The 23,766-nt window shown below is 44.4% G+C and carries 21 protein-coding genes and 3 pseudogenes; 10 read left to right on the top strand and 14 right to left on the bottom strand.

The window, feature by feature from the left end; translation table 11 throughout:
• The first annotated feature begins 438 nt into the window (after nt 1-438).
• Nucleotides 439-1,440 carry a 2-hydroxyacid dehydrogenase gene (locus tag CCZ37_RS14375; protein ID WP_010319888.1) on the top strand — a complete coding sequence of 334 codons (1,002 nt, stop codon included), beginning with the start codon at nt 439-441 and terminating at the stop codon, nt 1,438-1,440.
• Between the two features lie 76 nt (nt 1,441-1,516).
• Here CCZ37_RS14375 and CCZ37_RS14370 read toward each other — a convergent pair whose 3' ends face one another.
• The 4 genes from CCZ37_RS14370 to CCZ37_RS14355 form a co-directional block, all read right to left on the bottom strand.
• Nucleotides 1,517-1,957: a PAS domain-containing protein gene (locus tag CCZ37_RS14370; RefSeq protein WP_010319887.1), complete on the bottom strand. Its 441-nt coding sequence runs from the start codon at nt 1,955-1,957 to the stop codon at nt 1,517-1,519.
• Nucleotides 1,958-1,959: 2 nt separating this feature from the next.
• Nucleotides 1,960-2,964: a response regulator gene (locus CCZ37_RS14365; protein WP_010319886.1), complete on the bottom strand. Its 1,005-nt coding sequence runs from the start codon at nt 2,962-2,964 to the stop codon at nt 1,960-1,962.
• Between the two features lie 158 nt (nt 2,965-3,122).
• Entirely contained in the window at nt 3,123-3,362 is a 240-nt protein-coding gene (locus CCZ37_RS14360) for a hypothetical protein (RefSeq protein ID WP_094501102.1), read from the bottom strand.
• 109 nt (nt 3,363-3,471) lie between these two features.
• Nucleotides 3,472-3,819 (bottom strand): NADH:ubiquinone oxidoreductase, encoded by a 348-nt coding sequence (locus CCZ37_RS14355; protein ID WP_208613955.1) that lies wholly within the window; start codon nt 3,817-3,819, stop codon nt 3,472-3,474.
• Nucleotides 3,820-4,518: 699 nt separating this feature from the next.
• Here CCZ37_RS14355 and CCZ37_RS14350 point away from each other — a divergent pair.
• Together CCZ37_RS14350 and CCZ37_RS14345 are read left to right on the top strand one after the other, a co-directional pair.
• Nucleotides 4,519-4,728, top strand: coding sequence for a cold-shock protein (locus tag CCZ37_RS14350; protein ID WP_010318975.1), 210 nt, complete (start codon nt 4,519-4,521; stop codon nt 4,726-4,728).
• Between the two features lie 70 nt (nt 4,729-4,798).
• Nucleotides 4,799-5,344 carry a YaeQ family protein gene (locus CCZ37_RS14345; protein WP_010318974.1) on the top strand — a complete coding sequence of 182 codons (546 nt, stop codon included), beginning with the start codon at nt 4,799-4,801 and terminating at the stop codon, nt 5,342-5,344.
• Between the two features lie 190 nt (nt 5,345-5,534).
• On the opposite strand, the gene hmpA is transcribed toward CCZ37_RS14345, so the two are convergent.
• A complete protein-coding gene (gene hmpA, locus CCZ37_RS14340) occupies nt 5,535-6,722 on the bottom strand; it encodes an NO-inducible flavohemoprotein (RefSeq protein ID WP_094501100.1) in 1,188 nt (395 codons plus the stop codon).
• Nucleotides 6,723-6,925: 203 nt separating this feature from the next.
• Between hmpA and norR the strand changes: the two genes are divergently transcribed.
• On the top strand, nt 6,926-8,512 hold the full coding sequence (gene norR, locus CCZ37_RS14335; protein ID WP_094501098.1) for a nitric oxide reductase transcriptional regulator NorR: 1,587 nt from the start codon (nt 6,926-6,928) through the stop codon (nt 8,510-8,512).
• Nucleotides 8,513-8,605: 93 nt separating this feature from the next.
• Here the strand turns inward: norR and CCZ37_RS14330 are convergent, their stop codons facing one another.
• From CCZ37_RS14330 to CCZ37_RS14315, 4 genes and pseudogenes are all read right to left on the bottom strand, one after another.
• Nucleotides 8,606-9,484, bottom strand: coding sequence for a mechanosensitive ion channel family protein (locus tag CCZ37_RS14330; protein ID WP_094501096.1), 879 nt, complete (start codon nt 9,482-9,484; stop codon nt 8,606-8,608).
• Between the two features lie 200 nt (nt 9,485-9,684).
• Nucleotides 9,685-9,852, bottom strand: a pseudogene (locus tag CCZ37_RS14325) (peptidase T); the annotation flags it as partial.
• Between the two features lie 217 nt (nt 9,853-10,069).
• Nucleotides 10,070-11,278 carry a NupC/NupG family nucleoside CNT transporter gene (locus tag CCZ37_RS14320; RefSeq protein WP_013868046.1) on the bottom strand — a complete coding sequence of 403 codons (1,209 nt, stop codon included), beginning with the start codon at nt 11,276-11,278 and terminating at the stop codon, nt 10,070-10,072.
• Nucleotides 11,279-11,865: 587 nt separating this feature from the next.
• Nucleotides 11,866-13,680: a hybrid-cluster NAD(P)-dependent oxidoreductase gene (locus tag CCZ37_RS14315; RefSeq protein WP_094501094.1), complete on the bottom strand. Its 1,815-nt coding sequence runs from the start codon at nt 13,678-13,680 to the stop codon at nt 11,866-11,868.
• A gap of 208 nt (nt 13,681-13,888) precedes the next feature.
• Here CCZ37_RS14315 and pyrC point away from each other — a divergent pair, with 208 nt between their 5' ends.
• Nucleotides 13,889-14,917 (top strand): dihydroorotase, encoded by a 1,029-nt coding sequence (gene pyrC, locus CCZ37_RS14310; RefSeq protein ID WP_010317588.1) that lies wholly within the window; start codon nt 13,889-13,891, stop codon nt 14,915-14,917.
• 67 nt (nt 14,918-14,984) lie between these two features.
• Here pyrC and rlmC read toward each other — a convergent pair whose 3' ends face one another.
• Nucleotides 14,985-16,133: a 23S rRNA (uracil(747)-C(5))-methyltransferase RlmC gene (gene rlmC, locus CCZ37_RS14305; RefSeq protein WP_167372440.1), complete on the bottom strand. Its 1,149-nt coding sequence runs from the start codon at nt 16,131-16,133 to the stop codon at nt 14,985-14,987.
• On the opposite strand from rlmC, the gene CCZ37_RS19065 reads away from it, so the two are divergent.
• Complete coding sequence (locus CCZ37_RS19065) at nt 16,086-16,337, top strand: hypothetical protein (RefSeq protein WP_162097683.1); 252 nt, start codon at nt 16,086-16,088, stop codon at nt 16,335-16,337. The two genes, rlmC and CCZ37_RS19065, sit on opposite strands and share 48 nt — an antisense overlap.
• A 255-nt stretch (nt 16,338-16,592) precedes the next feature.
• A complete protein-coding gene (locus CCZ37_RS14295; RefSeq protein ID WP_094501088.1) occupies nt 16,593-17,504 on the top strand; it encodes a M14 family metallopeptidase in 912 nt (303 codons plus the stop codon).
• Nucleotides 17,505-17,635: 131 nt separating this feature from the next.
• Here CCZ37_RS14295 and CCZ37_RS14290 read toward each other — a convergent pair whose 3' ends face one another.
• Complete coding sequence (locus CCZ37_RS14290) at nt 17,636-18,424, bottom strand: AraC family transcriptional regulator (protein ID WP_010317585.1); 789 nt, start codon at nt 18,422-18,424, stop codon at nt 17,636-17,638.
• Nucleotides 18,425-18,523: 99 nt separating this feature from the next.
• Between CCZ37_RS14290 and CCZ37_RS19220 the strand changes: the two are divergent.
• The 3 genes and pseudogenes from CCZ37_RS19220 to CCZ37_RS14280 all read left to right on the top strand — a co-directional run.
• A pseudogene (locus tag CCZ37_RS19220) lies at nt 18,524-18,899 on the top strand (DMT family transporter); the annotation flags it as partial.
• Nucleotides 18,890-19,210 (top strand): annotated as a pseudogene (locus CCZ37_RS19215) (acyl-CoA thioesterase); the annotation flags it as partial. The pseudogenes CCZ37_RS19220 and CCZ37_RS19215, both read left to right, overlap by 10 nt.
• A gap of 93 nt (nt 19,211-19,303) precedes the next feature.
• Nucleotides 19,304-19,549 (top strand): hypothetical protein, encoded by a 246-nt coding sequence (locus tag CCZ37_RS14280; RefSeq protein WP_010317577.1) that lies wholly within the window; start codon nt 19,304-19,306, stop codon nt 19,547-19,549.
• A gap of 320 nt (nt 19,550-19,869) precedes the next feature.
• Here the strand turns inward: CCZ37_RS14280 and malG are convergent, their stop codons facing one another.
• The 3 genes from malG to malE all read right to left on the bottom strand — a co-directional run bounded on the left by malG (nt 19,870) and on the right by malE (nt 23,605).
• Entirely contained in the window at nt 19,870-20,760 is an 891-nt protein-coding gene (gene malG, locus CCZ37_RS14275; protein ID WP_010317575.1) for a maltose ABC transporter permease MalG, read from the bottom strand.
• Nucleotides 20,761-20,772: 12 nt separating this feature from the next.
• Nucleotides 20,773-22,347, bottom strand: coding sequence for a maltose ABC transporter permease MalF (malF, locus tag CCZ37_RS14270; RefSeq protein WP_010317574.1), 1,575 nt, complete (start codon nt 22,345-22,347; stop codon nt 20,773-20,775).
• 76 nt (nt 22,348-22,423) lie between these two features.
• Nucleotides 22,424-23,605 carry a maltose/maltodextrin ABC transporter substrate-binding protein MalE gene (gene malE, locus CCZ37_RS14265; protein ID WP_094501084.1) on the bottom strand — a complete coding sequence of 394 codons (1,182 nt, stop codon included), beginning with the start codon at nt 23,603-23,605 and terminating at the stop codon, nt 22,424-22,426.
• Nucleotides 23,606-23,766: the final 161 nt, after the last annotated feature.

Below are 23,766 nucleotides of genomic sequence, written 5' to 3'. Positions count from 1 at the left end.
ATTATAGGCCCGGATTTCTTATCGGCAAGTCTGATATTTGCATTTTTTTTGTGGTACTATCTCGAAACTTTCATATCCGACACTTCTCAAGTTTATCTCTCTCAAATACTCATCGTGTAAATTTTTATTTTTCAATACGTTATTAAAGAACCCATCATTTTAGCAAAATCTTTCATACAATAAGCAAACGTTACCTTGTTCAGCATTGCGCCGAAAATGTGATGAAAATCACACTCACAAAAGAGGTGACTCAGACATTTCTATCGGCGACTTTTACAGATTGTGGTGAATTTTTATCATTAATCCGTCCGTTTTCGATTTTAGTGACATCACCCCGCAACTCCTACCATCCCAAAGACATAGTTATTTTGTGGTTTATTTTCTGTGATATTAAGCGTATTTATAGGTGAAAACTATAAGTCTGATTAGGAAGATAATATGATCAACATTGCATTTTTTAGCGCAAAATCTTACGACGCGAGCTCTTTTTCGAAAATTAATGATGAGACACTCTTCTCGTTACACTTTCACGATTTTCGACTCACCCCAGCCACAGCCAAAATGGCCCAAGGATGCGCTGTGGTGTGCGCTTTTGTGAATGACGATTTAAGTCGCCCAGTATTGAGCCAATTGTATAAAAATGGGACGAGGCTTATCGCAATGCGCTGCGCAGGGTTTGATAAAGTTGATCTTGATGCCGCAAAAGAGCTGGGAATTCAAGTGGTGCGAGTGCCCGCATATTCACCAGAATCGGTGGCAGAGCACACAGTAGGAATGATGATGTGTTTGAACCGCCGCTTTCACAAGGCGTACCAGCGCACCCGAGACGCTAATTTCTCACTAGAAGGGTTGGTCGGGTTTAACTTCTTCGGTAAAACCGCGGGAGTTGTTGGCACAGGAAAAATTGGTATCGCCACAATGCGCATTTTAAAAGGGTTAGGAATGAAAGTACTGTGCTTCGACCCTTATCAGAACCCTCTGGCGATTGAACTCGGTGCCACTTACTGCAGCCTTGAGGAAATTTACCAACAAAGTGATGTGATTACGCTTCACTGCCCAATGTCGCCAGAGAACTACCATTTACTCAACAGCCACGCATTTTCCCAAATGAAAGATGGCGTGATGATTGTAAACACCAGCCGAGGTGAATTGCTCGATTCAGTTGCAGCAATTGAAGCACTGAAACAAGGTCGTATCGGCGCTCTTGGTTTAGATGTTTACGACAATGAAAAAGATCTTTTCTTCCAAGATAAGTCGAATGATGTGATTGTCGATGATGTATTCAGACGCCTATCAGCTTGCCACAATGTACTGTTTACAGGTCATCAAGCCTTTTTGACTGAAGATGCGCTACACAATATCGCTCAGACAACTTTGGATAACATTCGTGCCTTTATAAACAATCAGCGTTGCGGAAATGAGCTTGTAACGCTTAATTAATTGAACCCATCACTAATATGAAGCCTCCTTAATAAAATATTAAAAAGGAGGCTTCAAAATACTCGACATTTTTATTCTATGTGTGTGTCCGCAAAGAGGCCAACGCCTCAGATGTGGCATCCTGTATCGATAAAAACAGTGAGTTTATTTTACCCGTCGTGGTTCGCATCGGGTTTAAAGTAATGCTTTGGTACATGTAGTCGGCTTGCTGAGTAATAGGGCGAACATTACGACATTTGAAGAGATATGGGCGCTGCTGCCAAGTAATAAAACTACGACAGCCTAAGTCATACACAGGTTTGGTTTTGAGCTTAAACCACTCTTGGGGGATTTCAGGAAACAGTTCAAAAATGGTTTTGCCAATTGCATCATGTCCTTGAATACCACTGTGGTGTGTCATAAATCCATTCCAGACTTGTACTTCATAGTCACGATTAATCACGACAAGCCCCATATCGACATTCTGCACCATATCCACCATCCAGTGGAACTGTTCAAATTCTGCAGGGAGATTCATCGTTAAAAATCCTCCATTAAGTACGATAATTTATTGTCTAGCAACGGAAGAGACTCATCCACAAACATAAAGAGCAAGTCACAGCGGATCGTTGTTTGATCAATGTTATAGCTTACTTCAAATGTCATTGTCTTTTTAAATGAACCGGCTGTTGAGTTAATGATGGAGTCAATCGAAATATGTTGTCCAAGCAGCACTGGAGAGCTTTGAAAAAAGCGCACCTCCGATTGCTCGCCTAATCCATTCAGAAAAGAGCCAACTAAAATATTGGATACATCCATCAACAGCTCTAATTCTTCAAGCTCTTCGCTGTCTGCTGGTACTTTCATTAATTTTTTGAGGTCAGAAACACTTGAATCACTCAAGAGCACGAGTGCTTCACCTGCAATACCTTCACCGCTAAAACCTTGACATACGCCCGACACTTGATCATTTTCTGCCAAGTCTCGCAGTGCCATATGTAGTTCACTCACTTCAAAAATATTCACGTTAGGCAAAGGTAAATGAACAAATACATCAAAGTGCCGCGCTAGAGCATCTGCCGCTCGACCAATCGAAACGTTCGCAACTTCCATATAGATGTCACGACGCTTTAAAATCGGTAATTCAACCGAAATAGGTGTAACGATATGAGGTTGTGTTGGTGGTTCGACCAGCTCTTTCAGCACACGATTCAAGGCTTCTTTATCGATCGGCTTTTGAATAAAAGCTCGAGCCCCGAGGGCCATTACCCGTTCTTTCGCTTTTGGCTGTATATCCCCGGAAACCACAACGACAGGAATAGACATTCCTCTACGCTGTATTTCTTCTAACGTACCGTAACCATCCAATTCTGGCATGGTCAAATCGAGGAACATCAATTTAAAATCATGTTCTTCAAGATTTTTAATCCCATCTAAACCATGAACTGCGAAAGTAATATCGGCGTTTAGCGAGGCGGGAAGTGAACGAGCCATCTGCTTTCGAGCCAGTGCAGAGTCATCACAGATGAGTACGGGGAAAGACATGTAATCACCTTCTATTTATTTAATTTGATAAATAGAGTGTATACCTAAACGTTAGATAGATGCGAGTTGTGGAAAAATTTAATTGATATCGCCGTAGAAGAAAAGCCAACACGTGTGAATAGTATTGTCATTAAAAAACCACCCTATTCAGACCAAACTTACAGTGCAGGCCAAAACGTCAACAAAGTAATACGCAACACAATAGCTACAACAATCAGCGCCACTCCTAAGCGGTACCACTTATATTCCTCAATTGACATCGGAATACGACGATAAAACATCGTTATCACACCTTTCCAGTCATGACTGCGTTTACTGTACCGCACAATACTCATCAAAATAAAAATAATACCGAGTAGTAAGATGCCTTTCTCTGCCCAAAATAACCCAATTATCATTGACTTCCCTTTTCAATTATCCTGTGAAGCGCTTTTAACACACTAGCTATAACCGCGATCAATGCCGCTAAAAACTCAATACAAAATCAACGTGAGGCCTCTATTTAGTTTATTTCGGCTCTGATAATTTTTTATCTTTAAAACTGAACCATAGATAGGTCACAACAATAGAGAAAAATAGGTATGAGAGTGCAAAAATAAATGGTGAAGTCATTAACTCAGCAGACAAACTCCACATCACTCCTACAACGGTAATGGTCAACTTAGCCAGTAAACCACAGATCAAAAGCACAAGTGCTAATGCGGGGGCTTTTGTGCTTCTAAAGGCAAACCAATAACAGCTTCCTACTGCTAATGACGAGATGTACAATCCAAGCAGAAAAGAGTGAAAGTGCTCTGCTGAGGCCAATCCGGCGACAATGGACACAACGAAAATAATTAACAGTTTCAGTTTCATTTTATACCTCTCAGTAGGTAACTCTTCCTCAGTCAACAATCAACCCCTCTAGCAATCTTCTTACACTTCTAATCTGCGAGTAGAAGAAGATACAAATCAAATCAGTGTGTACTGAAAGTAAACAACTTTTATTTCCATACTCGGCACACATTATGGACCAATCGCAAGGACGAAAGGAAGCGTGAATATAGTAACGGGAACATACGCCACAAAACTCATATTTATTTAGCCTAAGTAAACAAAACATACACTATCAATACATTGAAGTATCACTCATAATTAACATAATTTTGCTATGAGTTGCGATAAGTATCGATACCGATAAAGACTAACACACCCATTTTCGAGCTCGGCACTCTGAACAAGAGATAAATATTTAGTTATTTTAAAAAACCTAAACAATCTCAGTCACCAAGCTAACAATGATGTTAATTTCAAGCCTCAGCACAAGAAAATGCAACATAGAGCATAAAACCCAACTATTTTAAAAAAGTTTTTCGAGTTTTATCGAGTTATGATTGACAAGATAAAAGTTTGAACTAGACTTTGCACTAGCTAGAAAGCAGTTCTTTGTATACACATACGTCTCGTTGGATTACTTGTAACTCCCCCGTCGTGTCGTACGCAATAGCAATCTACTTTTCCACGCTATCCGCGCCGTATTCGGCTGTAAAACTTTTTTTGATTTTGGGTATTAAAATGGCTAACACAGTTACTGGTACAGTAAAATGGTTCAACGAAACTAAAGGTTTCGGCTTCATTCAACAAGAAAACGGTCCAGACGTATTCGCACACTTCAGCCAAATTAAAGGTGACGGTTTCCGCACTCTTGCTGAAGGTCAAAAGGTAGAGTTTGAAGTAGCTCAAGGCCAAAAAGGCCCTCAAGCTGAAAACATCCGCCTAGTATAATTTTTTACTAAGTATTCTAATAGCCAGCAATTTGCTGGCTATTTTCGTTTTACTTCTTGGCACTCTTCCAATGGCTCTGAAACCGACAATCTATAAGTTCCGTATTGCGCTGACGGATACTAATCGCGATCATTATGACTCTTTAAATCTCACCATTGCTCAGCATCCTTCAGAAAGCAACGAACGAATGATGGCGCGCATTTTAGCGTTTTGTCTTAATGCATCAGCCGATCTGACGTTCACGAAAGGGCTTTCTTCGATTGAAGAACCTGATCTCTGGCTAAAATCATTAGATGATCAAATTCAACTTTGGGTTGAGGTCGGTGAACCCGACACTGAGCGCGTTAAAAAAGCCACACGACTTGCCAAACAGGTGAAAGTCTACAGCTTTAACACCAAATCACAGGTTTGGTGGGAACAAAATAAAGGAAAATTCGCTCACCTTAATGCCGATATATTTCGCTTTGATGCTACAGCGATTGAAAAACTCTCCGCATCATTGAGCCGAGGTATGGATATTTCAGTGATGATCAGTGGATCGTCAATTTTTATTGATAGCGATAGCCATTCCGATGAAATTACTTGGCAAGCACTACAAATAAAAAGTGAGCACTAATTCCCAGCCCACTTTTGAGTATCTATACCCAAACCACTGAAGTTGCAGGTAGACGGCAAGTGAGTTCATCCCCATGAGCATAGATAAACTATGTGATTGAGGTGAGCGAACGTAGCTAACACCGCAGCAGCTTCAAGTGGGAAGAGTGTAGGCCCTTAAAAGAGCCTAGATTAAGATAGCGCTTTATACTTTATAAATAGGCGTGCGGGCCAAAGACTTCGTAGTGGATACGCTCTCTTGTTACGCCAAGCAATTCAAGCTGTTCAACAATGAACTGCATAAAACCAACGGGGCCACAGATATAAAAATCCCCCTGTGTTAGCGGCAGTTGCTCGCAAACTTCATGCAAGATCATAGAACCTTGCTTGGCTGCTGTTTGCTCACTTTCCAGATACCAGACCACTTGCTGCCATGATGGATGCACCGCCATTAATGTCGCTGTTTCATCAATAAAAGAGTGTTGTGATAAATTGTTGCAAGCATGCAGATATGTCACCTCTTTTTTTCCTACTGACGCAAGCTGTTGCAACATGGCTTGCATCGGTGTTGCCCCAATACCAGCAGAGATGAGTACAACGGGAGCAAGCTTCTCAACATAGAAAAAATCACCTGCTGGCGCATAAAGTTTCACTCGACTGCCTTTTTCAACATAATCATGTAAATGATTAGAAACTGTCCCAGGATGTTCAGTATCCACGCCTTCACGTTTCACAGAAATGCGATAGTTTTTTCCATTGGGTTTTTGCGACAAGGAATATTGACGAATTTCACTGTATGACGCGCCTTCCGGCTTGAGCTCAATCCCAATATACTGACCTACCTGATAATCTAATACTGCTTTGCCATCAGCAGGCTCAAAGATAAAACTAGTGACCAACTCAGACTCTTTCACTTTATCTTGCACTACAAACTCACGCGCGTTTTCCCAACCGCCGATCGCCTGCTTACGCTGTAAGTACAACTCGCCTTCTCTATCAATAAAGACTTGCGCTAAAAAGAGATAGGCCGCCGTCCATGCTGCTTCAACGTCAGGAGTAAAAGCATCGGCAGCAAGCTCTCGCAACGTTTCAATAAGGTGATGACCGACGATTTGATAGTGCTCTGGCTGAATGTTAAAGCTGGTGTGCTTTTGGGCAATACGTTCCACTGCACTGGTTAACGCGGCGAGATTTTCAATATTTTTCGCATACGCAGCAATCGCCTCAAACAGTGCAACGCCCTGACGGCCAGTATGTTGATGGGTCATATTAAAAATATCTTTTAGCTCAGGATTGTGAGTAAACATTCTGTGATAGAAATGAGCCGTGAGTGCTGGCCCGGCAGATTCAAGCAAAGGAATGGTACTTTTGACAATGGCGATGTGTTGATTATTGAGCATATTGAGCTTTCTCCTCAGATTTTATAAATGGCGAATTAGATTCGCTCTGATACTGAAGTTTATATAGCACAAAGCATACCAAAATTAATCTATTGATTTTTAAATAAAAAATAAAAAATCATTAAATGATCAGGTCAAAATAACACTTCAAAAAATGTCATTATGACACTACAATATCCAAAAACATCACCTGAGTGCTTACCATGCAAGATTTTTCCATCTCTACCTTGATTGAAATGACCATAGGACTCGCAAGTGGTTTGAATGATCAAGATAGGTTCAATCGCCTGCTTGATGCGATTCGTAAAACCATTCAATGCGACTGTGTGATGCTGCTTTCACGCCAAGGTGATTTGTTAATCCCCCTTGCGATGCAAGGCTTGACTCGCGATACCTTAGGCAGGCGCTTTTTAATTGATGAACATCCGCGCTTTAGTGAGATTTGCCACGCTGGTGGACCGGTCATTTTCGATGCAAATTCACCACTGCCGGATCCTTTCGATGGTTTATTGATGGACCATGATGGCAACCTTCCCATGCACTCTTGTATGGGCCTACCCCTTTTGTTTGGTGACAAACTGCTCGGTATCTTGACGCTTGATAGCCTTAATCCCAACATGTTTGAGCATATTCCAAAACGCAGCCTAGAAGCCTTGTCGGCAATCGCGGCCTCTACCTTGAAGATGGCACTGACCTTTTCTCAACTTGAAGCACAGGCCAAACAATCCCAGCAACGCTTAGAAGAGCTGAATGAAGAAGCATGGGACAGAGAAGGTGGAGAGATCATCGGTTCAAGTGCGTCGATGCTGACCATGAAAGCCGATTTGGAAGTAGTCGCCCCTTCTAATTTCAACATCTTAATCTATGGTGAAACGGGGGTCGGTAAAGAGCTGGTCGCACGAACACTGCACCAACTATCAGCGCGTAAACGCCAACCCCTTATCTATGTCAACTGCGCCGCAATTCCTGAAAACTTGGTCGAAAGTGAACTGTTTGGGCATGTCAAAGGCGCTTTTACTGGCGCAGAACGGCACCGCTTAGGCAAGTTTGCATTAGCCGACGGTGGAACCTTATTTCTCGATGAGATCGGTGAACTGCCACTGGCTGCCCAAAGCAAGATTTTACGCGCATTGCAGAACAATGAAATTCAGCCCGTAGGACAGGATCATGTCCAAACTATTGATGTACGAATATTGGCAGCGACAAATCGAGATTTAAAGCAAGAGGTGGAAGCGGGAAGATTCCGAGCTGATCTTTACCATCGACTCAGCGTATACCCTGTTCATATCCCTCCGCTAAGAGAGCGAAATGGTGACGTTACCTTGTTGGCAGGTTATTTTTTAGAGCAAGCGCGTCGCAAGCTCGGTATCACGCAGCTCAAAATCGATCCCAACGCACTGGCTGGGTTACTCAACTACTCATGGCCCGGTAATGTTCGCGAATTAGAACACGTGATCAACCGCGCAGCGCTGAAAGCACGAGCCAGACAAGGCTTACAAGCGTTGATCACCGTCAACAGCTACGACATAGGGGAGTTAGATTTCAGCCTACCTCTGGTTAACACGCCAAGCACGTTGAGCGACAAAGAGGTCACAGCGAAGGTGTGGCAACGTGGGCTGCGAGAAGCAACGGATGAATATCAGCGTAAATTGATCAGTGAAGCATTGACCCAATCCGATTTCAATTGGGCAAAAGCGGGAAGATTATTGCAAGTGGATCGCGCGAATCTTACTCGGCTTTCAAAACGCTTAGGGATTTCGGTGAAAAAAACACACGCAATTGAGCGTTAATCTCACTGTCATCACTAATATATCTTTTCTCACCCAGAGAGTCATTAGAGGTAAGACGCTCACCATACTGTGTGAGCGCTCATTATTCGGCGGTTAGCTACCCACTTCACTCGGCAGCACTTCTGTTGCAACTAAAGCGCGTGGAAATGCGTTTTCATACGCTTGCATAAAGTCTTGGCGGATCAGTTGCTCTAAATGGTTGGCCCGCTCTGTTGGGCAAAAAATCATGAAATGCACGATCTGTTCTCCTGCGGCTGCGCTGCTGATCTGAATGTGCGGCTCAGCACTAGGCAAATCTACACCCGCATGTTTTTCAATCATGCTGTTATAACGCCTTGCAACATCGATAAAATGGGCAAAGTGTCTCTCTATCTTTTCATGCATAATCGGCAATAAAGGGTACAAATTTACAAATTCAGGCACTACTATCGAAAAATTATGAAACACATAACGCTTCATAAAGTTAAGGTTTTTCACCGGAAATGAGAAGAACATACTGTTTGGCAAGGTCGCGGTTTTTCCTGTGTAGTGATATTGACCATGATTCAAATCGATTTCTTGGATCACGGTTGCCATCAAGTTATGTTCGATCACTTCACCGCTCAGTTTTCCGACTTCAATCCAATCCCCGATACGAAATGAGCGAGAGCTCGCTCGCTGAATTGAGCCGGTAAAACACAAGATGATCTCTTTTGATGCAACTACAATGGCGACCGCTATCGCAGTCACTGACAGTGCAAATTCGTTGATCTCCGATTGCCACACTATAAATAGGATGATCAAAGTAAAGGCAAAGGCGCCATTCTTGGTGCGTGACATCCATTTCCGCTGCTTTTCGGTAATCAGTGCCACATCGCCACGAATTTGAGAAAGCACAACTCGCCGCGTCAAAATAATCAACGTCATGATTAAAATACTAAACACCAATTTATGAGTGATAAGAAAGTCCCACACCGCGACCACTTTCTCCATATCAATCCCCTTCTTTTGTTTTTATATGATAAGCAGCAACACACCTACGGCGACTAGAAAGGCACCCATTAACAACGTGTTTGAAAGGTATTGTAACTGAGTGAATAGTTAACGTCGGCATAAGGCGCAATTATTATGCGCCCTGTCATAGCTTTGGGAGAGAAACTCCTCTTTAGATTGGCGAAAGGGAAGGTTTATTATCAGTGTTGATTGGCCAATACTATCTTTTGGGCCAGTTTTAAAATCAGGTTCATCGCTTGTTCCATCCCTCCGATGGCAATGAACTCATGAATACCATGGGAATTATAACCACCAGTAAAAATATGAGGGCATGACAGCCCGAAAAATGAAAGCCTTACGCCATCCGTACTAACATTCACACTATAGTTTGCCTAGCACATCTTTTGTGGTATCTCAGAAACAGGACAATCGACATTCGATGACAGCTTTGCCATAGCATAGTCATGCTCATCAGAAATAGAATTCATTATAAATCAGAACATAGAAGTGACTGACAAACAGATCATTCGGTAAATGGATCAAAAATGCCCACCGCAGTGAGCATTAAGATAAGCAAACAGTGCGTTAAAGCAGAATGAAAATGCCCGCTAGGCATGCACTCATTAAGTTAGCTAGCGTACCTGCAATCACCGCTTTAATACCTAAATTCGCGACTTCTGCACGGCGTTCAGGAGCGATAACCCCGATAGAGCCTAATTGGATCGCGATAGAACCAATATTGGCAAAGCCGCACAGAGCAAAAGTAATGATAACTTGGGTGTGTTCCGACAACAGCGCTTTGTGGTCAACAAAATCAATGAAAGCCACAAATTCGTTCATCACCACTTTTTGCCCAATGTAAGAGCCCGCCATCAAGACTTCATGGCTTGGTACACCAATCAACCAAGCCAGTGGTGAAAATAAATAACCGAACAGCAGTTGTAAGGTAATGCCGTTCAGACCCAATAACTCACCGAAACTTTCAAGCCCAGTGTTAACCATCGCAATCACGCTCACAAATGCAACCAGCATTGTACCGACGGCCACCGCCACTTTCATGCCATTCATCGCCCCGCTCGCCAGTGCGTCAATCACATTACTTTCTTGCGCTTTATCCATCTCAATATTGGTTTGATCAAGTGGAACATCGCGCTCTGGTACGATGATTTTTGCCATCATCAAACTGCCGGGGGCCGCCATAAAACTGGCTGCAATAAGGTATTTAAGCTCAACACCTAGGCCGGCATAGCCACCCAACACACTACCTGCGACAGAGGCCATACCTCCGGCCATGACGGCAAACAGTTCTGAACGCGTCATGCGCGACAAAAAGGGACGCACAAGCAGTGGAGATTCACCTTGTGAAAGGAAAATGTTACCCGTAGCGACCAGTGATTCAGCTTTGCTCGTACCTAAAAATTTTTGAATACCACCACCGATAAACTCGATGACTTTTTGCATGATACCAAGGTAATAAAGGGCAGAGATAAGAGCGCTGAAGAAAATGATAATAGGCAGAACACGAACAGCAAAAATAAATCCGGAATCGGCTAAATCACCGAATAGGAAACGGATACCTGCATCGGCGAAACCTAGCAAACTAGACACACCGCCGCTGATGCTGGCTAGTGCGCTTTGTCCCCATGGGAAATAGAGCACCAGCGCGGCAAAACCAACTTGCAGCAATAAAGCACGTGATACGGTTTTCCAATTGATGAAAGATCGATTTTCAGAGAGCAGGTAGGCGCAAGCGATCAGCGCTAAAATGCCGACGAGGCCAAAAAGAATATTCATTGTATTTACCTAGTTTGAAATTTGGAAATAAGGGTAGAACCAAAAAACTTGGCAAAGGAAGAATCATTGTCCTTTTGCACAACAAAAGCATGACAAAAAGAGGGGTATGCGAACATATTGTTCATCTAAGATCACCTTATACAAGCAGAGGAACTTAGCTGGTCCAGTCCTTGGGGTCATTCACATTTCCGTGTGACGGCTTGTATGGGTTGAGCACCGGCTCATAACCGGGCGGAAAGTATAGCGAACAAAATGAGAGTTTCATCACATATTTTTACGCAAACGTTCAAGCGCTCATTTATTCGACAGTTATTCTAAAAAAACATCAAACACAGGCAAGATTGGATGGAAAATAAACAAAAAAAATATGGAATTTTCATCACAAATTTAAACTAATTTAACTACATAAAAACGAATAATTGGTATTTCTGCACTTTGCCAACTAGCTTTAAGAGAGTCACTTTGAAGAGACTGAAACGGTTTCGAATAAAAATCACTAGCAACGTCACGCCTCTTGCGGTCAACACTGACCCAAGAGGCATTTTTATTGGACAAAGTCACTGTAGTGCAACAGCGTGAGGCGAAAACTAGTTTACCACCTCAATATCGGTTTCAGGAATACAACAACACGCTAAAGCGAAACCAAGATGACGTTCATGCTCAGGCAGTGCTGGCACGTCAGGTTGATGCACTTTGCCCGACTGCACAGTCACCTTGCACGCGCCACAGAACCCTGCTCGGCAACTGCTGGCAATCGCAATGCCAGCGGCTTCGGCTTGATCTAATAAGGTCGTTTGGTTATTACCCTCAAATACATGGCCATTGACGCTCAGTTGTAACGTTTTCAGCTCAGCTGCGCCGGTGTGCGCCACACCAAATGCTTCTTGGTGGTAAGATTCTTCCGCAAGCCCTTTTTTCAACAATAAGCTTTTTGCTTTCTGCATAAAACCATCAGGCCCACACACAAACACTTGGCGAGCAGTCACATGTTGGATTTGCTTAAGATGGGATAAAGAGAGCCGACCTTTCAGCCCCAACCAATCGATGGGAGCTTGAGTCAGCGAAATGAAGACTTTCAACCCCGGATGCTGCTTAAGCGCTTCAAGTTCAACACGGCAAGGAATATCGTCAACGCTGCGGCATTGATGATAAAAGACCACATCTTGAATTTGTTGATTATCGGCAAGATAGCGCAACATCGATAACATAGGCGTCACGCCACTTCCAGCCGACAACAGTAACAACGGTTGTTGGTGCTGAGTCGACAGATGAAACGAGCCATCCGGTGATTGCGTGGTCAATGTACTTCCTACCTGCAAGTGATCAAGAAGCCAGTTAGAGACTCTACCGCCATCAATGCGTTTGACTGAAATCGCTAACCGACCCGGACGCGATGGGCTAGATGACAAAGTGTAGCGGCGCGCCACGTTCTCGCCATCGATCACAACTTCGATTGGTAGGTGCTGCCCAGGTTGATAATTGGGCATTTCCCCCTTTTTCGGCTCTAGCCAGAACGTGACAAAATCACGCGCAATCGCTTCACGCTCAACACAGGTCATCACATGGTGACTCATGCCCAAATCTCGATAAAACTCTTTCTCTTTGTACTCAAGCACCTCAACGCTGTCGCCAACTCGAATCATCCCCTCATTTTTTGCGACTAAATTTTGCCCAAAAAACACACCGCCTCTTTCGTTAGCGCGAAATTGTGACAAGGTTCTTAGCGGCTCTTTGGTTGGACGAAAAGCCCCTTTATTCACATCAACAGTAGTGAGAATACAGCGTTCACAAGGTTTTACTGCTTCAAATTCGACCTCACCAATTCGGATCCGCTTCCAGCTATCTTCAGCGAAAGGCTCATCGGTTCGTACCACTAGATTGGTACGAAATTGATCCATACTGTGCACTTCAGGGCTGCGGCGATTAAGTTCATCAAGTGAAGCTTGGCTGATGACCAGCACGGGATAGCCATCAGCAAAACTGACATTGTGACCCACTTTTTCACGCATTCGGTTTGATTGCTCTCCGGTAAACAGCAACTCAACACGCTGGCCTAACACTTGGCTAAACCAATCATCCGCTTCATCGGTTGTGGTGTAAGCGGTAAAGTTGTCATCCCACACTTGCGCTGGGGAAGGTTGCATTTTGAAATCTGCATAACGCAGTTTTAATGGAGATTGGTTCGCCGCCGTGAAGATCAAACCATCCGCAACCAGTATTGAATTCACCTTAACCATCTTTGGATACTTACGTGCAGTGACCATTGAACCATCAGCTAACGCGATCATAAAGCGCCGATCAAAAGCCAGCCCCTGTTTTTCAACCCAAGCGGTGGACTGCGAGAGGCCACCTATCGATTTGACTGGGTAGACGTTAATTTGTGAGAGTTGAGCTGACGACATGGCCTAACCTTATGCTTTTTTGAAGGTATTTTTATAACGCGATGATAATCGAAATCGCCAAAGCTGGCTAACCCTATGGAAAATAAAAGGATGAAATTCACCCCTGTTTCCTCTATCATCCTGTCGCTTAAACGTAAGCGATTGCGCGCACATTAAAAGCGAAGCCCGTTTAAGCTCCAATCAATTTATTTTCCGGTGGGAGCAACCAATGAAAACATTAACGATTACTCGTCCAGACGACTGGCATGTTCACTTACGTGATGGTGATGTGCTGGCCGATACAGTACGAGACATCAGTCGCTACAACGGCCGCGCACTGATCATGCCCAATACGGTCCCGCCGATCACCACCACAGAATTAGCATTAGCGTACCAACAGCGCATCATGGCGCAAAAACCACGTGATTCTTTCAAGCCACTCATGGCGCTTTATCTCACCGATAACACGACACCTGATGAGATCCGCAAAGCCAAAGCTTCTGGCACTGTCGTGGCAGCCAAACTTTATCCGGCTGGGGCGACCACCAATTCAGATTCTGGCGTAACCTGCGCTCAAAATATTTACCCTGTATTGGAAGCAATGCAAGAGGTTGGCATGCTGCTGCTGATTCATGGCGAAGTAACCGCTCACGATGTGGATATTTTTGACCGAGAAAAAGCCTTCCTCGATACCGTGCTTGCTCCTATTGTTAATGATTTCCCAAATCTGAAAATAGTGTTAGAACACATCACCACCGCCGATGCTGCCGAGTTTGTAAAAAATGCGAACCAGAATGTAGCGGCAACGATCACGGCGCACCATCTACTTTATAACCGCAATCACATGCTCGCTGGTGGTATTCGCCCTCATTTTTACTGTTTGCCAATCCTTAAGCGCAACACCCACCAGCTTGCGCTGATTCAGGCAGCGACATCGGGCAATAAGAAATTTTTCTTGGGTACTGATTCTGCGCCTCATGCCAAAGGCAAAAAAGAAGCCGCTTGCGGCTGCGCTGGATCGTACACAGCGCACGCAGCCTTGGAGTTATACGCAGAGGTGTTTGAGCAAGTTGGTAAAATTGGCAACCTTGAAGCGTTTGCCAGTCACAATGGCCCTGATTTTTACGGCCTACCCCGTAATAACGACACCGTTACTTTGGTCAAAGAAGAGTGGCTAGTTGCTGAAAGTATGCCATTTGGCTCAGATATTGTGGTGCCGATCCGCGCCGGCGAAACGGTCGCGTGGGCAGTAAAATAGCCCATTAATGCATCAAAAAGGGAAGCCGCGGCTTCCCTCTCTTTATCATTTTTTCACCACACAGCGCTTATCTCGACTTAGGCTGACGCTCTAACAGCACCATCACTTCGCTATGATCGGTATGTGGAAACATATCAAACCATTGCAGTTTTTTGGGTAAGTAGCCCACCATACCTTGTATATCAGTGATTAGCGTTTGCGGGTTACAGCTTGAGTAAATGATGTGTTTGGGTGATAAAGCCACCAATCGCTCAACTAATTCAGCTCCTAAACCACGACGCGGAGGGTTGACTAGCACCAGCTCAGGCGCGATTGATTGAGCCTGTGAGAATTGGGCAGAATCCAGCGCAGCAAAATCTAAATTGGTAATGCCCATCGTCTTGGCAGAGCGTTTAGCACTGGCAATCGCTTCTGGTTCAATTTCAATGCCTGTGACTGCCGTAGTTGAACTGGCACAATGTAGGGCAAAACCGCCCACGCCACAAAACAGATCCCACATATAGCTTGGGTTTATCTCTCTCACCCAATCACGCGCCGCCGCGTACAACTGCTTAGCTACATGCGGGTTGGTTTGGAAAAAACTTTTCGGGCGGATAACCATAGGCACCTGATTAAACTGCTCAATCAAATACTCACTCTCGGTTAAAAAAATCTCTTCTTCACCTTCTAGGCGCGCCATGTGGATGGGTTGAAGGTTAACTGAGACGACGCGAATGGTTGGAAACTGCGCCTGAAGCCGCGCGAGGTTTTGCTCAACTCGGCCTAAAGCTTCGCGGCTTCTCAGTACGAAACGCAGCATAAACTCACCTGAATATTCGCTGCGTGTGAGCAATATGTATTTGAGTTCGCCTTTCTTCTTGGTTTTATTATAGGGGGGAATGCCCGAGCTGCGGATCCAATCTTGTAGATAAGTTAATAGCGTTTGTGTCTCTTGTGGGTAGAGGCCACATTGCACCAAGGACACGGGCGTTGATTGCCCATCAACCATAGATTCAACACCCAAAATCGGTGCATGGGCCGCGCCAAGAGCCACCATTTTCGCTTTGTTACGAAAACCCGTCTCTTCACTTATGACAGGTTCTAGCCACTGCTGTGGCATCTGCGTTGAAAACAGCGCTTTTAGTGCCAAATCTTTGCGCTTCACCTGCTCTGAATAAGAAACCGCGCAATGAGTACAAGAACGGCACAGCTGTTGATCAAAAAACGCACACTGCATAATGGGAACTGCCAAAAACGAAAAGCGCTAGTCTATTCGTCTGCGGGCAAATCACCATTCAATATGGTTATCTTCACCATAGAAAAAATTAATGCGACGGTTTCAATATCATCTAGCAATGTTAATAAGCTTGCCCCTGCCATCATTTTCCCCATTCGCTATTTTGAAGAGCAAAACTGTAACACCAACCATAGCAAGCAATAAACAAGTGTAATGAAAAGTTTCATCTCTCTATTGCTAGCTATACCCAAACAACTTGGAGTTGCAGGTAGGCGGCAAGTGAGTGAGTCCCCATGAGCATAGGCAAACTATGTGATTGGGGTGAACGAACGTAGCCAACACCGCTGCGGCTTCAAGTAGGAAGGGTATATATGCTCTTGTATCAAGGTAAGAGTGTTGCATCAGGTTAATCTGCGCATTAAGCTTTCGGTCCATTACACCGAGATTTGAAGGAATGTCATGCAGCACTCTCACTATTACCCTATAGGTACTCCCGGACAAAAATGGACGCAAACCGAACGCGAAGCGTGGCTCGCACAAACGACGATTAAACGAGAATATCAGCAAGAAGTCGTGCCGAAGATTAACGCTTTGGCAACGGATTTTGAGGTAGAGCAATACGGTGCATTATCAATAAACAAAGATCGCTACCCACTATTTGCCTTAAAAAGTCGCTCATGGAACCCTGACAAACCAACGGTGTTGATCACAGGTGGTGTACACGGTTACGAAACCAGCGGAGTGCACGGCGCGTTGCAGTTTTTAGCGACTCAAGCACAGCAGTATCAATCTCATTTCAACATTGCCGTTGCCCCGTGCGTAAGCCCTTGGGGCTATGAAACGATCAATCGTTGGAACCCATCAGCGCTTGACCCTAATCGCTCATTTTACGCCAATAGCCCAGCCGAAGAGTCGGCAAGCTTAATGCGCTGGGTCACAAGCTTAGGTGACGTGTTGGTGCATATTGATTTACATGAAACTACAGACAGTGATGAAAGCGAGTTTCGCCCTGCACTCGCAGCGCGCGATGGCATTGGATATGAAGCCGATACAATTCCCGATGGGTTTTATACTGTCGGCGATACGGAAAATCCGCAGCCAGAATTCCAAGCAGCCATTATTGAATCGGTACGCAAAGTCACGCACATTGCACCAGCCGATAGTAAAGGCGAGATCATCGGCTCTCCCATCACTCAAGAGGGAGTAATTAATTACTCAATGAAAGCATTAGGGTTATGCGGTGGCATCACAAATTGCTACTTTGGCACCACCACCGAAGTGTACCCAGATAGCCCAAAAGTCACAGCGCAAGAGTGTAATGACGCACAAGTCGCCGCCATTGTTGGTGCTTTGGACTACGTGTGCCGCTAAAACGATAAAGTACCGAACCACCTATGTCATGGATTCATGAGTAATAGGCGTTGTAAAAATTACCAAATTAAGTCTAAGGCACTTCTTTATAGTTTGATCAGGACGAAGTGCCTACATACGCTTAAGCAATATTATAACAAGCGATTTTTATACTGTTCCGGCGTTTGGCCGGAGTATTTTTTAAACATGGTAATAAAAGGACTGGCTTGGTTGTAGCCAAGAGTTAATGCTACCTCTTTCACTGAATGCCCTGTGCGCAGTAAATCCATGGAATAGAGATAGCGTACTCTTAATCGCCATTCGGTAAAACTCATCCCTAGTTCCGTTTGGCAATGACGCGCTAATGTTCGCTCTGTGGTATGTACTTTTTCAGCCCACAAAGCCAATGTCGTATCATCGGTCGGGTTTTCTTCTACCGCCGCTAAAATCGGGGCTAAATATTTGTGATTAGTGGAAGGCAAAAAATGATGCTGCGTTTCCTGAGTTGCCAATTGATCGAGCAATACTTGTACTAGACGTTTATCTTGCGCGTTTTGAGCCACACTGATTTCACGCGCCCGAAAATCCTCAATGATGGCAGAAACGATGGGCGTCACTTTTATCAAACTGGTGTGCTTGGGAAAACCATGGGTGAGAGCCCGATCAATATTGAGCGAACAATATTCAATTGGCTTACGATTATAGCTGCAGTGTTTCACCCCCGCAGGAACCCAAATCGCTAGATGAGGCGGTGCAAGAAATCGCGTTTCTTGCGCTTCCATTTCCAAAATCCCGCCGGAAATTAACTGTACTTGACCCCATGCATGACTGTGCGTTCGCGTTTCTGTGTTTGATAAAAACGCGTCGAAATTCATAAAAACATCTGATGGTGCACTATCAATCGATAATGAAGGGTGAAGATTTCTGGTCGCTTTTTTCAAACTTGTCTTCCTATCGCTCGCAATGTCGTTTTGGAGATATATGTAATTATAGAGACCTGCCACACTATACTCCAAAGCACAATTTGCGACGAGGCTCACATGGTATATCTTCTCCCACTGTTCACGGTTCTGATTTGGGGTGGCAACTCTATCATCAACAAGCTCGCCGCAGAAACCATTGAACCCAGTGCGATGAGTTTTTATCGCTGGTTTACCGCAATGTTATTGCTGACACCTTTTTGCTTACCTACTGTTCTTCGTCAATGGCCAACCATCAAACCTTATTTAACTAAACTGGCTTTTTTGGCGATGTTAGGCATGGTACTCAATCAGTCTCTTGGTTATTACGCAGGGCTAACGACTACCGCATCAAATATGTCGTTAATCACTTCGCTGGTACCACTGCTCAGTGTATTCATTAGTGTTCCCCTGCTCCGCAAGCGTATTTCGGCTTTGAGCATCGTTGGGGGGATCCGCTTTGTCGCACCGATTCACGTAGGGAACCTTGTTGAAGTCAGCGCAAAAGTCATTTATACCGGAACAAGCTCAATGCATATCGCCATTGATGTACAGGCAAGCGATCCAAAAGAGTTGAAAAACCAACTGACTACCCATTGTATTGTCATCATGGTGGCTGTCGATGAGCAAGGCAAGCCAACCCCCATCCCAGAATGGGTACCACAAACGGCAGAAGATATTGCCCTACGCCAATCAGCGATACGCTTAATGAACATGCGTAAAGAGATAGGGGAAGAGATGGAAGCTCACGTTAAGTACTTAAAATAACCACCCATGATGCGCTCAGTTGTCATTTTTTCTTCATCTTTATCTGCTTAAATCGAGCTCTCTGACATTTTGCATCGATGGTAGGAAAAGACTTTGACTCTCAAAGAGATTACCTTGAGTGAATCGACGTTAGTCGACCCAAAGTCAATTGAGTATCACTGGGTCCGAACGCTTTACGTTGAAGGTTACCAACCCCAAGAAATTAACCACTATATCCGCGCCTGTTTTGGTGGAGATGACACCTTTGCGGATCTGTTTCGCCGCGTTGCGCTGCAGCAAGAGAGCTTGTATGTCCTTTTACAATACTTAGGCTGCGCCCCTTCTAGCCGTGAGTTCTAACTTTTTAGCCTTCCTTTACGACGTTACACAAAGATTTCAGATGTGAGTCGCATCCAAACATCATTTCACTTTTGAGACATTCAATTCATCATATAATGCATGCGCGTTACCAATAGCACCCTTTAATACAGATATAAAAAAACCCAAGCAAAGCTCGGGTCTTGGTTACAAAAACTGTTAGTTTGTTGGATAGTAAGGAAATAAAGCTAACAGCCAGCTATGCGTAACGCCAGATTTGCATATTACTTAACTGATCGGCGGCCAAACCAAATACGTTAAGCTAATACAATATGGGCGACCTCACGGTCGCCCTATCGTTATTATCCTTTCACACCGCCAGCCGTAAGTCCTCCGACTAACCAGCGCTGTGCAAGCAAAAATACGACAGTGATAGGTAAAGCAGACAACACTGCTGCTGCTGCAAAATCTCCCCACAAATAGTTCTGAGGATAAAGATACTGCTGCATACCCACCGCTAATGTATATGAGTTTACATCAGAAAGTAGCAAAGATGCCACTGGTACTTCACCAACCACCCCAATAAACGAGAGAATAAACACAACCGCAAGAATCGGCACAGAGAGTGGTAGCAGCACCAGTCTAAAGGCTTGCCATGGTGTAGCGCCATCTAAAGCAGCCGCTTCTTCTAATGAGTTATCTATCGTTTCAAAATAGCCTTTGATCGTCCATACGTGCAGTGCGATACCGCCTAAGTAAGAGAAAATCAAACCACCATGCGTATTTAAGCCCAAAAATGGGATGTATTGACCTAACTTGTCAAACAGCGCATACATCGCAACCAGTGCCAGTACCGCTGGGAACATTTGAAAAATCATCATCGCTTTTAGGATGGTGTCTTTACCTTTAAAACGCATGCGCGCAAAGGCATAAGCAGACGTTGTCGATAGTGCCACAATGAGCACTGAAGTAATGCCTGCTACTTTCACTGAATTCCATAACCAAGTCAGAACCGGAAATGGCGGCGGTGTAACAGAGCCATCAGCGTTAGTGACAGCAAAACCTAATGCCAATTTCCAGTGTTCTAAAGATGGGTTATCTGGGATCAAGCTGCCCGTGGCAAAGTTCCCTTCACGAAATGAAATCGCAATGACCATCAATAGTGGAAAAATGATCAGCGATAAAAATGCCCACAGAGCAACATGAGTCGCCCATAAGCGATATTTGAGAGATTGACCTTGTACCATCGCCATAACGATTACTCCTTAATTCTGTGACAGCTTAGTGAAACGTAAGTTGAGTAGCGCTAAACCACCGACCAGTAGGAAGATCAAAGTTGCGATGGCACTAGCCAAACCGAAGTCTTGACCACCAGCTCCTTCAAACGCAATACGATAGGTATAGCTTACGAGTAAATCGGTGTAACCGGCAGGCTCTGAGGTGCCAATCATATTTGGGCCACCTTGTGTCAGAAGCTGAATCATCACAAAGTTGTTGAAGTTAAATGCAAAGCTCGCGATAAGTAGCGGAGTCATTGGTTTGATCATTAGCGGCAAGGTGATACGGGTGAAGTTGTGTAAAAAACCTGCACCATCAATCGCCGATGCTTCATATAAATCCTCTGGAATCGCTTTCAAAAGACCCATACACAAAATCATCATGTAAGGAAAACCAAGCCAAGTATTGACGATCAACACCATACTTTTAGCGAGAAAGGGGTCTGAGAACCAGCTAGGACTAATGCCAAAAATACTGTTGAGTACCATATTGATCTCACCAAAGCTTTGGTTGAACAAGCCTTTGAAGATCAAAATAGAAATAAAGGCAGGAACAGCATAAGGCAGGATTAATAGCACTCGGTAAACGGCGCGACCTTTAAGCTCTTCCCATTGCACAACACTAGCCAACACTAACCCTATCATAAGAGTGAAAATCACGGTTAAGGTTGAGAAAACGACCGTCCAGATAAAGATATTGATGAAAGGCTCTTTAATACCGTCATCTTTCCATACACGCTCAAAATTATGTGTACCAATTTTCACCACAAAACCAGGCGATACTGTCGCACCGATAAACTGACCACTTTCGTCCACTGGTTGATAAAAGCCAACATCCATATTCGGCCGTAGCATTTCACCCGTTTGATTATTGACCAGCGTTTCGCCATCATCTTGCATGGTGTACAGCGGCGATACGGCGGCAAACTTGCGTAAGCCACTCATGCGTACATCTTCACCACTAGGGAAATGCAGATCAATTGAGCTCAACGTAGCACGGTGATTAATAATGGTTTTAATCGGCTCTTTGGTGCCCTCAATACCCTCAATAGGTTGAAGATCCATATCGGTCACCGATAAGCCATTTAAGGAAAATACGTCGGTAGCGAGCGTCTGCTCCCCATCTTCGATTGCAATTCGATAGCCACTTTCCGTTTTGTATAGAGTGAAAGGATAGCTTTCCCCGCCCTGATAAGTTCGATCCAACAGTACGGTTTGTGCACGTTCTAAAGAGAGTTGGTTTTTAGCACTGTAGTTAGTAAAAGCCAGACCAACGGTGTAGGCCAAAGGAAAGAGGATGAATAAGATCATTCCCGCGATACCCGGATAAATATAGCGGTGTGCGTAAGTATGTTTACTGCCGAAAATATAAAGGGCCAGAGCGGTAAGAATGAGAGTAAGCAGCGCAAAGGCGAGCTCACCGCGAGAATACATAAGAATAGTGGCGTAACCGTTAACGATACCAACCGTACCTAATAATGCCCATTTAATGAGCACATTTTTACTGGAAGGAAGTGCCGTTTCGGGTGCTGACAAAGCATCTGTACCTTGAACTGACTGCATAGAAGAACCTGCTAGCGATATAAACGTAAAATGAAGGAGAGGTTACCCTCTCCTTAAGGGCTTGACCAAAACCGAATTATTTAGTCATTTGTTTTTCTGCATCAGCCAGTGCGGCATCGACAGTTTGGCGGCCATCTACAATATTGATAATTGCACTTTTCGCGCTGCCCCAAAATGCATTCATCTGAGGGATATTCGGCATAATTTCGCCATTCATTGCGTTATCCATTGTCGCGGCGATGCGTGTATCTGCATCAAGCTCGCGTTGGAAAGAGTTAAGAGCCACCGCGCCAAGAGGTTTGTCATTATTGACCATGCGCAGACCATCATTGGTGAGTAAGTAGTTTTCGATAAACTCAATCGCAAGATCTTTATTTGGAGAAGCAGTGCTGATACCTGCCGTCAATACGCCTACAAACGGCTTGGAAGATTGCCCGTTAAATTTCGGTAATGTCGTCACTCCGTAATTAATACCTGATTTTTCAATGTTGCCCCAAGCCCACGGACCGTTGATCGTCATTGCCGTTTTGCCCTGGTTAAACGCCGCTTCAGAAACAGAGTAATCCATATCCGGAGAGATCACGCCTTTGTCCACCAAACCTTTCACGAAATTCATCGCATCTTTTACGCCTTTATTCGCGATACCCGCATCTTTCACATCATAACCATCAATCGTGTATTTGAATGCGTAGCCGCTATCAGCCGCCATAAGAGGCCATGTGAAATACGGTTCTTTCAAGTTCCACATGATGGCCGTTTTGCCCTCTTTCTTCAGTTTGGCGTTCAACGCTTCCACTTCTTCCCAGCTTTTCGGTGGGTTTGGCACAAGATCTTTGTTATAGATGAGCGACAAGGATTCTACCGCGACTGGGTAGCCGATGATTTTACCGTTGTATTTCACCGCATCCCAGGCAAAATCCACGATACCCTCTTGAATCGCTTTTGAAGGTTTAATTTCAGCCAGCAAGCCAGCTTCTGCATAACCACCAAAACGGTCATGAGCCCAGAACACAATATCAGGTCCATCACCCGTTGCTGCGGTTTGTGGGAATTTATCTTGAAGTGCGTCAGGGTGAGCCACGGTCACTTTGATACCCGTGTCCGCCTCAAATTTCTTACCCACTTCAGCCAAACCGTTATAGCCTTTATCACCATTAATCCAAATGGTGAGTTGTCCTTCTTCAATAGCAGCATGTGCACCAAACGAACCAAGAGCAACTAGAGTACTTAGCGCGACTGTGCTTAGGGCGTTTTTCATGTTCATATCCTTTTTATTTTTGTGTTGTAGGGCTTACCAAGAGGTTTCGCCGTATTTCGTCATATATCATCAGAGAAAACCTGACTTGACTCATCCTCCTACGCCCTACGCCCTCGATATTATGGACTATTTTCGTGATCATCATCGCTCAAGGTTAGAGA

The sequence above is a fragment of the Vibrio qinghaiensis genome (assembly GCF_002257545.1).
Lineage (GTDB): Bacteria > Pseudomonadota > Gammaproteobacteria > Enterobacterales > Vibrionaceae > Vibrio > Vibrio ordalii.
Note: the sequence above shows the minus strand (reverse complement) of the source record. Positions and strands in the feature narration are given on the sequence as shown.